Genomic DNA, 13,784 nt, shown 5'->3' on the forward strand with positions numbered 1-13,784 from the left:
TGTGCAATTCGAAGTAAAAAGTAAAAATTCAAAAGTGAAAGTTATCTTCGGTGAGCTCGCTACGCTCGGTTAAAAAGTAATAAAAATTTGCGTCCACAATACCTGTCTACATACTAAGTACTAAATACTAATATCTATCGCATTACCCACTACCAATATTTTCCTTACCTTTATATAGTAAACCCTAAATTTACTATGTTATGCATTTCGACGAACAAAAGCCATTGGATATCGTGCTAAACGATCTTTTCGAGCAGTACAGCAAACATGTTGCTGATGTTTCTAAAATTACGAATGCGTTGCTCGAAAAAGCTGTGATCAACGCCCAGGAAGATATCGTAAATGACCATATCGCATTCCGGACATTAGGCGTGCCGCATTTAGGCATACAATCCTTTGAGAAGATTTTTTTGGCTTATGGCTACCAGCGACGCGATCATTATTATTTTGAGGCAAAGAAACTCGATGCATATTGGTATGCACCACCTGCTGCGCACTATCCACGAATTTTCGTTTCCGAGCTGCAGGTAGAGGCTTTAAGTGAAGAAGCCCAACAAATAATACACCGCTATACGGATGACATTACTTCGGATCCTGTATTAGAGCTTGATCTAGCTGATGGGGCCGCTGTGGCAGCTTTCCTACAGCGTCCGCTGTGGTCATTGCCTACGGCAAATGATTACGAGCGCCTGCTCCAGGAAAGTGAATATGCGGCATGGGTTATTTATAATCGCTACTATCTTAATCACTACACCATCAGTATCCATGAATTGAAAGATGGGTATAACACCTTGGAGGAATTCAACGCCTTTCTGGAAAATATAGGTATAAAATTGAACAGCTCCGGCGGAAAAATAAAGACCAGCGCTGATGGCCTTCTGCGCCAAAGCAGTACTGTTTCGGCACTGTATGATGCTACATTTGCTGATGACCGTATCTTGCAAATTGCAGGTAGCTATGTCGAGTTTGCAGAGCGACTTCCCCTTCCCAAATTCCAGCATCTAGGCAAGGAAGAACTGCAACCGGCGCATCGTCGGGAGGGCTTCGAAGCTAACAATGCAGATAAGATATTTGAAAGCACCTATACGCAACAGATAAACAAAAAATAGATCGGGCTATACGATGAACGGGCACTTAAAGCAACTTCAAAAACAGCTTGCGGGTGAGCTCTATTACGATAAAAAGATGCGTGCACTGTACGCAACCGATGCTTCGGCCTATCGGGAATATCCGCTTGCCGTAGCTTTTCCCAAAGATGTGAACGACATCAAGGCGTTGATCGCATTTGCACGCGGACACCATACATCGCTCATTCCGCGCACGGCGGGCACCTCGCTGGCTGGCCAGGTCGTCGGTGCAGGAATCATCGTTGATGTGTCTAAACATTTTACTGAAATAACCGCAATCAATGTCGAAGAGCGGTGGGTGCGTGTTCAACCGGGCGTGATCCGCGATGAGCTAAACCTGTTTTTAAAACCCTATGGGCTTTATTTTGGTCCGGAAACGTCGACGGCTAATCGGGCCATGATCGGCGGAATGGTCGGCAACAATTCCTGTGGATCGAACTCCTTAATTTATAAAAGCACGCGCGAACATACCATGGAAGTAGATGCGCTACTAAGCGATGGGTCTTCCGTTACCTTCCGGCCTCTCACATTTGAAGAGTTTTGCGCAAAATGTGACCTTCAAAATTTGGAAGGACAGCTGTATCGCCACATACGCACGCTATTGAGTGATTATAATAATCAGGAAAGTATTCGCCGTGATTTTCCTAAAAAAGAGATCCAGCGGCGAAATACCGGCTATGCGATCGATCTTTTGCTGGACTCAGATCCTTTCACCGCCGGCGCAGATCTTTTCAATTTTTGCAAACTGATTTGTGGATCCGAGGGAACTTTGGCCTTTATTACCTCCATAAAACTGCAAGTCGTTGAAGCCCCACGACAGCAGAGCGCGTTGCTGTGTGCACATTTTGCCACTGTGGAAGATGCATTACTCGCCAATCTGATTGCGTTGAAACATCAGCCATTAGTTAGCGAGTTGATGGATAACTATATTCTCGAATGTACAAAAAACAATATCGCGCAGAGTGAAAACCGATTTTTTGTACAAGACGATCCCGGGGCGATCCTCGTTGTGGAATACACCGGGAAGACTTTAGACGATATTTATACCAAAATCGGGGAGGTAGAGCAAGATATGCGTGATGAAGGCCTAGGTTACTATTTCCCCATTGTCGCTGGTGCAGATAAAAAGCGCGTTTGGGATCTACGGAAGGCCGGGCTGGGATTGTTAAGCAATACGCCGGGAGACTTTAAGCCGGTAGCTGTGGTGGAAGATACCGCCGTATCCGTTGAAGACCTACCTGCGTATATTGCCGAATTTAACGAAATATTGGCTCGCTACGGACTTTATTCCGTGCATTATGCCCACGCCGCCACCGGAGAACTGCATTTACGCCCCATCTTAAATTTAAAAAATGAAGCGGGCAGAACACAATTCAGGCTTGTCGCCACGGAGATTGCTAAGCTGGTGAAAAAATATGGCGGATCATTGAGCGGCGAGCACGGCGATGGTCGCCTTCGAGGCGAGTTTATAGCACACATGCTCGGCGAGCATAACTATGGTTTGCTGCAACAAATCAAACAGCTTTGGGATCCGGACAGGATATTCAATCCTGGTAAAATTGTCGACACACCTGCCATGGATACCTTCCTAAGGTACGATAACGTGCAACCCTTTCGAGCGGACATACCATCTGTGTTTCGATACCAAGGGCAGCATATCTTGCAGCACATCGAGCAATGCAACGGGTCTGGTGATTGCCGGAAAACGCATCTATCTGGTGGCACCATGTGCCCTTCCTATATGGCTACGCGCAATGAACAAGATACCACCCGTGCGCGTGCGAATATATTGCGGGAGATGCTTTCTACCTCCACAAAAGACAATCCGTTCGACCATCGCGAGATCAAAGAGGTGATGGATTTATGCCTGAGTTGCAAGGGCTGTAAATCGGAATGCCCTTCAAATGTAGATATGGCTAAATTGAAAGCCGATTTCCAGCAGGCATACTATGATGCGAATGGCGTGCCCCTGCGCAGCTGGTTGATAGGGCATGTGGATCGGATGACCAGGCTTGTACAGCCGGTTTCGCGACTCTATAATTGGTCTGTCGGCCATCCCGTGCTAGGTTCCGCGATTAAGCGTTTGTTGGGCTTTGCGTCAGCCCGTGCCTTGCCAGCGGTTACCCAACAAACACTGTACAATTGGTTTTCCAAACGTCAGAGGACGGGAGCTGTAACGATGAAAAAGCAGCTGTATTTTTTCTTTGATGAGTTTACAAATTACCATGATGTCGAGATTGGGCAGCAGGCCATACTATTGTTAGAAAAATTGGGTTATGCGGTGCATGCTAAGGCACATCCGACCAGTGGTCGAGCGCTTATCTCCAAAGGCTTTTTGCGAGAGGCCAAAGCTTTAGCTAATCAGCAGGTAACACATTTTGCTCCGTTGTTGGATGAGAAGCATTACTTAGTGGGTGTCGAGCCATCCGCTATTCTTATTTTTCGAGACGAATACATTGATTTGGTTGATGAGGAATTAGTTTCGGAAGCCAAAAAGATTGCTGGGCGGGCATTGACTATAGAAGAGTTTTTGCATCAAGAGATGTCAGAAGGAAATTTAACAGCAGAGCATTTCGTTTCTGATAGGAAGCAAATTGCATTGCATACGCATTGCCAGCAAAAGGCATGGGGCCTGCAAGATAAAATTGCGGACGTACTGAGGTTGCCCCAAAATTACATGGTAGATGTCATCCCCTCGGGATGCTGTGGTATGGCTGGATCATTTGGGTTTGAAAAAGAGCATTATAGCCTCTCGCAGCAGATAGGCGAGTTGGTGCTGTTTCCTTATCTGCGAAAAAAGCCGACAGATACTGTATTGGCAGCGCCGGGTACATCCTGCCGACAGCAGGTTTGGGAAGGCGTTAATATAAAAGGGGTACACCCCGTAACTATCCTGCTAGAGGCTTTGAAGAAATAGCGCGCGCAATAACGCAAATCGCACGCGCTACATTTATTATTTGGCAGCTGTTATTACCTGCGTATTCAATTTCACATATTCTTCATTGTTAGCTGATTTCGCCATAGCCACACCTTCTGTTGCGGTTTTGATTGCTCCAGCTTTATCTCCCGCCTTCAGTTGAATTTTGGCTTTCCAGTATTTGATGTGCGGCGCTTTCGTATTGTCTTTGTCGGCCTCGTTGGCCCAAGCTAGCGCTTTATTTATATCCAAGTTGTTATTATAGTAGTATTGCGCAGCTTGGAAGTACGGCTTTTTTTCGCCCTTCATAGCTTCATCAATAGACGCCATAATCTCTTTCGATTGATCGACGGCAATATGGAAAGAAATTTTGCTGTTTTCCCACGCAAGGGAAAGATCCGCTCCGTTTGGTTTCACATTTTCAAAAGCCATCGTGAAGGTCTCCACTTTATCGTTTAATTTTTTGGCCTTTGCCGGAAAGCGAACCAAATCCTCTTCTTGTTTGTATTGGTAAGCACCCCACTGGTTAGCGTTCTTGCTTAAAATTATAGTCCAGTCACCCGTTTTTTTCGGGATGCTGAAGATCCCATATGTACCAGCTGGAACTTTATTGCCCGCGATGGTCACTTCCTCTTCAAATGTGATACTTGGAATATTGTTTGCCCCCGTTCTCCACACCTTGTCATAAGGTTCTAAGCCTCCAAAAATTACGCGATCATTTAGATTGGGGCGCTGGTATACCAACGTCACCTTTTTTATACCGATGGCTTGCTCAATCTTTGTTGTGCTGCTCGACTGGGGAAGCTTTACTTGCGCCTGCGTTTCTGATAAGCTTACGAAGATGATTCCAGCGGTAAGCAATGCTAAAAATCTTTTTTTCATTTTTCTCTCTTTTTATTTTCGTTAAAAATAAGGTTTTTTATGTAGATCCGTAGCATGATAAAGAGCTACATATTTCCCTATCTTTGTGTATGGCAACAGCAATACCATTAGCAGAACGCATGCGCCCGAAAAGTATCGCCGATTATATTGGGCAACAGCATATTATAGGCGAGGGTGCAGTGCTTCGTAATGCAATAGCGCAGCAGAATATTCCTTCCATGATCTTTTGGGGGCCGCCCGGCGTGGGTAAGACCAGTCTCGCATTTTTAATCGCAGGCGAACTAAAGCGACCGTTTTTCTCCCTCAGCGCCATACAATCGGGGGTTAAAGATATCCGAGAGGTTATTGATAAAGCGGAGAAGCTCCGTAATTTCAATCAAGAGCAACCGATCCTGTTTATTGATGAGATCCACCGTTTTTCTAAATCACAGCAAGACTCATTGCTTGGCGCCGTGGAGCGCGGTTTAGTAACGCTTATCGGCGCCACAACGGAGAATCCTTCGTTTGAGGTAATATCCGCGCTTTTATCGCGCTGTCAGGTATACGTATTGGAGCATTTATCCGAACAAGATCTACGCATGATATTGGATCAGGCCATAGAACGCGACGACTATTTAAAGGATCATCCTGTACACATTGAAGAGTATGAAGCGTTATTTCGCTTATCAGGTGGTGACGCGAGAAAGCTACTCAACGTCTTCGAACTGGTGGTACATGCGGCCTTTGCGCAGCAGCAATCTGTCACCAATGCTTTTGTATTAAAGCAGGTGCAGCAGAATATGGCGCTTTATGACAAAACAGGCGAGCAGCACTATGATATTATATCTGCTTTTATTAAGTCGATCCGAGGTAGTGACCCTAATGCTGCGGTGTATTGGCTGGCGCGGATGATTGAAGGGGGTGAAGATCCTTCCTTTATTGCGCGTCGTCTACTTATTTTAGCTTCCGAAGATATAGGAAATGCAAACCCGAACGCTTTGCTGTTGGCCAACAACTGTTTCCAAGCAGTAAATGTAATCGGCTGGCCAGAATCACGGATCATACTCTCGCAAACGGTGACCTACCTCGCGTCGTCTGCAAAAAGCAATGCATCCTATGAAGCGATCAATAAGGCCCAAGCGTTAGTTCGCCAAACTGGCGATTTGCCGGTGCCGTTACATTTGCGCAATGCCCCTACAAAACTGATGAAAGAGCTTGATTATGGTACGCAGTACAAATATGCACACGCTTTCCCCGGCAATTTTGTGCAGCAGGAGTTTCTACCGGATAAGCTAAGCGGCACCTTACTTTATGATCCTGGAGCAAATGTCGCGGAGAGCAAGTTGCGAGAATCGCTTCAAAAGAAATGGAAAGAGAAGTATGGATATTGAAGTAATTTTAAGGATGATTAAAGATGTGCATTGCTACATTTCACGTTACAGCGTTCGCCCAACGCCATATCGGTGGCCGTAGTAAACGTGACATCCCCATAAATTTCACTATATTTGTAGAAATATCACGGAATGACCTTTACAGCGATAGATTTTGAATTGGCGACCGCCGCCTATAATAGTGTGTGTGCAGTGGGTATCGTAAAGGTGGTAGACGGCGAGATCGTTGAGCAATTTCACAGCTTGGTTCGTCCCCCCGATAACAAATACATGTGGCAAACCACACGTGTACATGGTATAAAAGCAAAAGATACCGTGACAGCCCCCACCTTTCAAGAGCTTTACCCTACTATAGAAGGCTATTTGCAAGGAGCTTTCATGGTCGCGCATAATGAAAAGTTTGATCGGGAAGTCCTGATGAAAACCATGGCGCATTACGGTTTAGATTACAAAAAGTTGCAATTGTCTCCTAACTGGGATTGCACCAGCATTATCTACCGGGCTAAGGGTTTTAAGAAAACCAAGCTTAGTATCTGTTGCCGTATTATGGGCATTGAGCTTAATCATCACGACCCACTATCCGATGCAAAAGCGAGTGCACAACTCTACCTACTTCAAGAAAGCGTAACAGCAGATTTGGTTCAAACGCATTTCCCTGAGGAGGAGTCTAAGGCGAGCTGATTTTTTTATAACCTTGGGTTTTGAAAACGTTTGCGTAATACCTTAATTTTTTTCAAAAAAAACTTTTGATCTTTTGAGGAAACGTTGTACTTTTGTCTTTCAAAAAGGTTTGAATATCACGTAGATTATGAATTTTTGGGAGAGATTATTTGCTAAAAGAGAGGATACGGCAAAAATGCATGTTTTGGATTGGTTGAAATGGGACATCCACAACCATATACTGCCGCAGATTGATGATGGTAGTCAAAGTATACAAGATTCCGTGAAGCTGATCAAAGGGCTAAAAGATATAGGTATACAAGGTTGTGTTTGTACACCCCATGTGATGAGTGGTGTGCATCCAAATACACCAAGCACCATAAGCACCGCTTACGAAGCGCTGAAACAAGAGCTTGTTCGCCAAGGGCTTAAATTTCAATTGGAGTTTGCCGCGGAATATATGATTGATGAAGAGTTGGATGCAAAAATCAGAAGTCGGGAACTATGCTTGTTGCCAAATGGACATATGCTAATTGAAATGTCTTATCTTTCTGAGTCAAAATCACTTTTTCATACGATCAAAGCAATTCAAAACAATGGCTACCAGCCGGTGCTAGCTCACCCAGAGCGGTATAACTATTACCACCATAACTTTCAGATATTTAAAGATATCAAAAATGCAGGCTGTCTACTTCAGCTCAATTTATTGTCGATCTCCAGATATTATGGGCAAGGGGTTAAAAATCAGGCACTGATGTTGATTAAATCGGGTATGTACGACTTTTTAGGTACTGATATGCATCATGGTAAGCACCTTGCTGCCATTAAACAGGTGCTGCAAAAGTACGACGTAGAAGAATTGCTAAAGCCTTGCGAAATTAAAAACGAATCACTTTTTATACAAAAATCTGATATCTTGGCGTTAGAATTGGCGGTATAAGTTTCTCAAGGATGTGGCTTGATATTTGTCGCAAAAAAGATCACCGTTTCGCCGTATAGCAGATTAAGTATGATAAAGACCATTGCAGTAATAGGACAGGGATACGTAGGTTTGCCATTGGCACTCGCATTTTCACAATATTTTCCGGTGATTGGTTTTGATATCGATCAAAAGCGTGTTGAGGCTTTACAGAATGGGGAAGATTGGACGAAAGAGGTTAATGCGGCCCAGCTTTCGCTATCCTACCGCGAGCCGGGAAGTATATCTCCCGGGTACCGTGCTTCATCCACATTGAGCGATATCGCTGCTGCGCAAATCTATATCATCACGGTGCCTACGCCAATTGATGCTTTTAATACACCCGATCTTCAATTTCTAAAGCGTGCATCAGCGGATGTAGGCCAGGTATTGAAGAAGGGGGATTTGGTGATTTACGAATCCACCGTCTATCCCGGCTGCACAGAGGAGGATTGTATCCCCGTTTTGGAATCAGTTTCAGGATTAACTTGCAACGTGGACTTCGCCGTTGGATATTCGCCAGAACGTATAAATCCGGGCGATAAAGTCCATACGTTAACCAATACCATCAAAGTAACTTCGGGTTCTAATCCAGCAGCAGCAGCAGAGGTGGACGATCTCTATAAGCGGATTATTACTGCCGGCACACATCAAGCATCATCCATTAAAGTTGCGGAGGCATCCAAGGCTATAGAAAATGCGCAACGTGATGTGAACATATCATTTGTTAATGAATTGGCGCTGATATTTGACCGCGTAGGCATTGATACACAAGAAGTGCTTGACGCGGCGTCCACGAAGTATAACTTTCTAAAATTTAAGCCAGGCCTTGTAGGTGGGCACTGTATTTCCGTGGATCCCTACTATCTCGCACATAAATCATCTCAACTGGGTTATCATCCCGAGGTTATTTTATCGGGGCGCCGTATCAATGATCGCATGGCCGCTTTTATCGCCGGAAAGACCGTTAAGCTGTTGATCAAAAAAGGGGTAACAATTAAGGGTGCCCGAGCACTTATCCTCGGAATTACGTTCAAGGAGAATTGCCCGGACATACGTAATAGCAAAGTTGTCGATGTTTATCGGGAGCTAAAGGAGTTCGGCCTTTCCGTTGATGTGTTCGACCCTTGGGCAAGTGCAGAGTCTGTAAAAAAAGAGTATGGCATTTCTTTATTGCCGGCGCTTCCTGCACAAACGCTGGATAGTGCACATGCTATTGTTGCATCTGCCGTGCGGTCTCGTTCGCTAAATAGTCTCGGCGGCGATCAAAACCTCGATGAATCGTTCCCTACTCCATATGGAAGGTCAAATGTAGATAACGGCAGTCAAAGCGGCGCATACGACGCCATAATTTTAGCGGTTGCCCATCAAGAATTTTCCAACCTATCGTTTAGTAATTTAAAAAAGGAACCCGGCGTGCTATTTGATACCAAGGCGGTGCTGCCGCGATCAATAACAGATGCGCGCTTATAGTTTTCGCTAATTTTATTCTTTCTTGCAGCTGCTTTGCTTGGCACATCAACATTATAGAGTTGCTATTAACATTCAAAACAAGTACTTTTGGTAAGATTGTAATGCCAATTTGCGTCTATGTGAGCGGAAAAGGTTGTTTATAAAGCGTGTAGTAGATGCTCCATGTTTGTATGTAGCTCAGGATAAACTAACTTGCTTTGCAGATAGTTGTCATTCCTGTCAGGAGTAAACATTGGAGATGAAATTGATTTAGAAAAAACTTAGGGCTTTATTACATGACGAGGTTTTTAATGTTACCTTTTTGTTTAGGCAGGTGAAGTGCATATTTTGGAACGAATTTTGATCGTACGGGGCATGTCCGATACGTTACGATCAACCTTTCTTTCATTGTCGTCCATACTTATGTTAGCAGATCTCGGTATTCTTTCGTATTAAATGTTTTAAAAGAAGAAGAAGTCATAGTTAAAAATAATTGGGATGGGAGGAGAGAATCAATCAGGTACATTGGGTGATATGATGAACAAGTCGGGTAGAGTTGTAGGGATTACCTTTTCGACTTTTGATTTACTCCATGCTGGTCATGTTCAAATGCTGGCTGAAGCAAAAAGGCAATGCGATTATTTAATTTGTGGATTACAAATAGATCCGAGTGTAGATCATCAATCTAAAAATAAACCTACACAGAGCCTTGTAGAGCGTTATATTCAGCTGCGCGGATGTCAATATGTAGATGAAATCGTTCCTTACGCTACAGAACAGGATTTGGAAGATATCTTGCAAGCATTCAAAATCGATGTTCGTATTTTGGGCGACGAATATAAAGACAAGAATTTTACAGGACGGTCCTATTGTGAGGATACAAATATTCAATTGTATTTCAATAGCAGAGACCATCGTTTTTCAAGCTCCAGACTACGAGAAATCATTTCAGGTAGCGAACTAAAGGGCAGTCCTGCTATCAATAAATCAGATAAAAAGAGATAATAAAAATCAGTAAAATGAATAAAACCATTTTAATAACCGGTGGGGCCGGATTCATCGGATCCCATGTCGTGCGTGAGTTTGTAAACAAATACCCAGACTATCATATCATTAATCTCGATGCGCTCACCTACGCCGGGAATCTCGAAAATTTAAAAGATATTGAAGAGAAACCTAATTACAGCTTCGTAAAAGCGGATATTACAGATGCTTCTTTAATCCTTCAGATCTTTCAAGAACATCAACCAGATGGTGTTATCCACCTTGCGGCAGAGTCGCACGTCGATCGCTCCATTACCAATCCTACGGCTTTCGTCATGACCAATGTTATTGGTACCGTAAACTTATTAAATGCTGCTAAAGAAATATGGAAGGATAACTACGAAGGAAAGCGCTTCCACCATGTTTCTACAGATGAGGTGTTTGGCGCTTTGGGCGATACCGGCCTGTTCACCGAAGACACGAAGTATGATCCGCATTCCCCGTACTCTGCATCAAAAGCTTCTTCGGATCATTTCGTGCGCGCTTATCATGATACGTATGGCCTACCTATTGTTTTGACAAACTGTTCCAATAATTACGGTCCGAATCATTTCCCAGAAAAATTGATTCCATTATGTATTCATAATATTCTTAATGAAAAGCCACTCCCTATCTATGGAGACGGTAAATATACAAGAGATTGGTTGTTCGTTATCGATCATGCGAAAGCGATTGATATGGTGTATCACCAAGGTAAAAATGGAGATTCTTACAATGTCGGTGGTTTCAATGAGTGGCAGAATATCGATTTGGTAAAAGAGCTTTGCAAGCAAATGGATGAGAAGTTGGGTCGTGCCGCTGGTACTTCCGCTACACTGATCACCTTCGTCAAAGATCGTCCAGGTCATGACTTGCGCTATGCTATCGACGCAACAAAAATAAACGAAGAGCTAGGTTATAAACCATCTGTAACTTTTGAGCAGGGCTTGTCCATCACCATCGATTGGTTCTTAGAAAATGAAGAGTGGCTTAACAATGTCACGTCCGGAGAGTACAAGAATTATTACGATACACAATACGAGGGTTGATGAAAGCGACAGAAACAAAACTAAAAGGCTGTTTTATTTTGGAGCCAACAAAGTTTGGTGATAGCCGTGGGTATTTTTTTGAGAGCTTTAATGAGCAAACATTTAATAAACTTACAGGTACGGAAACTCATTTTGTTCAGGATAACCAATCGTATTCTACAAGAGGTGTTCTTCGCGGTCTGCATGCGCAAGCCGGAGAACATGCGCAGGCAAAGCTCGTTCGAGTATTGGAAGGGAAAGTTATTGATGTTGCAGTAGACGCACGACCAGATTCGGAAACGTTCGGCCAGCATGTGGCAGTCGAACTTTCTGCCGACAACAACCTGCAGTTCTTTGTCCCTCGCGGCTTTTTACATGGGTTTGTCGTGTTAAGCGAAACGGCTAGCTTCTTTTACAAATGCGATAATTTTTACAATAAGGAATCGGAATGCGGCGTCAAGTTTGACGATCCAGCTTTGGGTATCGATTGGGGAATCGATGCAAATGAACTCATCATTTCTGACAAAGATCAGGTGTTGCCAAGTTTCGATACCGTTTTTAAAAAGTAGTTTCCAAATCCTATGAAAATACTTATTACAGGTGCTAATGGTCAATTAGGTTCCGAACTGAGCGATGTATTTAAAGATCGCACGGGCTATGAGCTCTTTTTTTTGGATAGGAAACAATTGCCGTTGGAGCAAACAAACCTTATCCAAGACATCTTGGGCATGTATCAGCCTGATCTAATCATCCATTCCGCCGCTTACACAGCGGTTGATAGAGCAGAATCAGAACCTATTCTGGCCGATCAGGTCAATCATTTAGCTTCCGAAGAGATTGCCCAATACTGTCGTTTGCATGATGTAAAACTCATTGCCATATCGACAGATTATGTTTTTGATGGAAACTCTGCAAATCCTTTAAACGAGGATGCTGCTGTAGCGCCTATCAATACCTATGGCGAAACAAAATTACAGGGCGAATTGGCTATTCAAAAATGGGCACCCCATTATATTATTATTCGTACCTCTTGGGTTTACTCTACCTATGGAGCCAACTTTGTAAAGACCATGATCCGCTTAATGGGTGAACGCGATGAGATCTCGGTAATCGCCGATCAAATTGGCTCGCCGACCTACGCCCATGATCTAGCGCAGGCAATCTTGAGCATTTTAGAATCTGATAAATGGGAAAATGGCATTTACAATTATAGTAACGAGGGGCAGATCTCTTGGTATGACTTTGCTATCGCTATTCGCGACATAAAAGGATTGCATTGTAAAATCAATGCCATCTCTACGGAGCAATACCCGACACCCGCCAGACGTCCAAAATATTCCTTGCTCGATAAGAGCAAGATAAAGACAACGTTTTCCGTTGATGTACCGAATTGGAAGGATAGCTTACAAAAGATGATGTACAAGCTGTAATTTCCAAAATTATATACAACTAAGCTATCTTAGAGAGACTCCCTATGGTATCACTTCATAGAAAAATAGAACAATGAAAGGAATTATATTAGCCGGCGGATCCGGCACCCGTTTGCACCCACTGACCTTAGCGGTGTCCAAGCAGCTTATGCCTGTGTACGATAAACCTATGATCTATTATCCGTTATCAACCTTGATGTTGGCAGGAATTAATGAGATTTTAATTATTTCGACACCGCAGGATTTGCCAAACTTTGAGAAATTGTTGGGTGACGGTTCGCAGATTGGTTGCAAGTTTTCGTATAAGGTTCAACCTTCACCAGATGGACTTGCTCAGGCATTCATTCTTGGAGAAGAGTTTATCGGCGACGATAAGGTTGCGCTAATCCTGGGCGATAATATTTTTTACGGCTCTGGTATGTCCAAGTTATTGCAATCTTGTGCTGATCCTGATGGCGGAGTTGTATTTGCCTATCAGGTTCACGATCCGGAGCGTTATGGCGTAGTGGAATTTGACAAGGATAGAAACGTCGTGTCCATAGAAGAAAAGCCAAAAGAACCGAAGTCAAATTATGCCGTTCCGGGCCTATATTTCTACGACAACGAAGTTGTCGAAATTGCCAAGAATATTCAACCATCACACCGTGGTGAATTGGAAATTACCGATATCAATAAAGAATATCTCAAAAGAGGAAAGCTAAAGGTTGGCGTTTTTGACCGGGGTACAGCTTGGTTAGATACAGGTACTATTCAATCCTTGATGCAAGCAGGTCAGTTTGTACAGGTGATTGAGGAACGCCAAGGCATGAAGATTGGCGCGATTGAAGAGGTGGCCTATCGTATGGGCTGGATAGATAGCGATCAATTATTTGCTATTGCAGAGCCATTGGTTAAAAGTGGCTACGGCCGATATTTACTAGATTTAATTAAATAAAAT

Annotated in this window: 12 protein-coding genes; 11 read left to right on the top strand and 1 reads right to left on the bottom strand. The window is 43.6% G+C overall.

Annotated elements, in window-relative coordinates; translation table 11 throughout:
* The first annotated feature begins 200 nt into the window (after positions 1-200).
* Together DI53_RS09195 and DI53_RS09200 are read left to right on the top strand one after the other, a co-directional pair.
* On the top strand, positions 201-1,109 hold the full coding sequence (locus DI53_RS09195) for a DUF1338 domain-containing protein (RefSeq protein WP_037498021.1): 909 nt from the start codon (positions 201-203) through the stop codon (positions 1,107-1,109).
* 13 nt (positions 1,110-1,122) lie between these two features.
* Positions 1,123-4,044, top strand: coding sequence for an FAD-binding and (Fe-S)-binding domain-containing protein (locus DI53_RS09200; protein WP_037498022.1), 2,922 nt, complete (start codon positions 1,123-1,125; stop codon positions 4,042-4,044).
* Between the two features lie 36 nt (positions 4,045-4,080).
* On the opposite strand, the gene DI53_RS09205 is transcribed toward DI53_RS09200, so the two are convergent.
* A complete protein-coding gene (locus tag DI53_RS09205) occupies positions 4,081-4,926 on the bottom strand; it encodes a DUF2911 domain-containing protein (RefSeq protein ID WP_037498023.1) in 846 nt (281 codons plus the stop codon).
* Positions 4,927-5,015: 89 nt separating this feature from the next.
* On the opposite strand from DI53_RS09205, the gene DI53_RS09210 reads away from it, so the two are divergent.
* The 9 genes from DI53_RS09210 (at position 5,016) to rfbA (ending at position 13,781) form a co-directional block, all read left to right on the top strand.
* The gene (locus DI53_RS09210) at positions 5,016-6,296 is read left to right on the top strand and encodes a replication-associated recombination protein A (RefSeq protein ID WP_037498024.1); all 1,281 of its coding nucleotides are present in this window, start codon (positions 5,016-5,018) and stop codon (positions 6,294-6,296) included.
* A 132-nt stretch (positions 6,297-6,428) separates the two neighbouring features.
* On the top strand, positions 6,429-6,977 hold the full coding sequence (locus DI53_RS09215) for a 3'-5' exonuclease (protein ID WP_052072262.1): 549 nt from the start codon (positions 6,429-6,431) through the stop codon (positions 6,975-6,977).
* A 127-nt stretch (positions 6,978-7,104) separates the two neighbouring features.
* On the top strand, positions 7,105-7,896 hold the full coding sequence (locus DI53_RS09220; protein ID WP_052072264.1) for a tyrosine-protein phosphatase: 792 nt from the start codon (positions 7,105-7,107) through the stop codon (positions 7,894-7,896).
* A 69-nt stretch (positions 7,897-7,965) separates the two neighbouring features.
* Positions 7,966-9,387, top strand: a complete 1,422-nt coding sequence (locus DI53_RS09225) for a nucleotide sugar dehydrogenase (RefSeq protein ID WP_037498025.1) — start codon at positions 7,966-7,968, stop codon at positions 9,385-9,387.
* Positions 9,388-9,864: 477 nt separating this feature from the next.
* Complete coding sequence (locus DI53_RS09230; protein ID WP_052072266.1) at positions 9,865-10,371, top strand: adenylyltransferase/cytidyltransferase family protein; 507 nt, start codon at positions 9,865-9,867, stop codon at positions 10,369-10,371.
* Positions 10,372-10,385: 14 nt separating this feature from the next.
* Positions 10,386-11,438, top strand: a complete 1,053-nt coding sequence (rfbB, locus tag DI53_RS09235) for a dTDP-glucose 4,6-dehydratase (RefSeq protein WP_037498026.1) — start codon at positions 10,386-10,388, stop codon at positions 11,436-11,438.
* Positions 11,438-11,986, top strand: coding sequence for a dTDP-4-dehydrorhamnose 3,5-epimerase (rfbC, locus tag DI53_RS09240; RefSeq protein WP_037498027.1), 549 nt, complete (start codon positions 11,438-11,440; stop codon positions 11,984-11,986). Before rfbB ends, rfbC begins: the two co-directional genes overlap by 1 nt.
* Positions 11,987-11,998: 12 nt before the next feature.
* On the top strand, positions 11,999-12,847 hold the full coding sequence (rfbD, locus tag DI53_RS09245) for a dTDP-4-dehydrorhamnose reductase (RefSeq protein WP_037498028.1): 849 nt from the start codon (positions 11,999-12,001) through the stop codon (positions 12,845-12,847).
* 73 nt (positions 12,848-12,920) lie between these two features.
* Positions 12,921-13,781, top strand: a complete 861-nt coding sequence (gene rfbA / locus DI53_RS09250) for a glucose-1-phosphate thymidylyltransferase RfbA (RefSeq protein WP_037498032.1) — start codon at positions 12,921-12,923, stop codon at positions 13,779-13,781.
* Positions 13,782-13,784: the final 3 nt, after the last annotated feature.

The organism is Sphingobacterium deserti (genome assembly GCF_000757725.1).
Taxonomy (GTDB): domain Bacteria; phylum Bacteroidota; class Bacteroidia; order Sphingobacteriales; family Sphingobacteriaceae; genus Sphingobacterium; species Sphingobacterium deserti.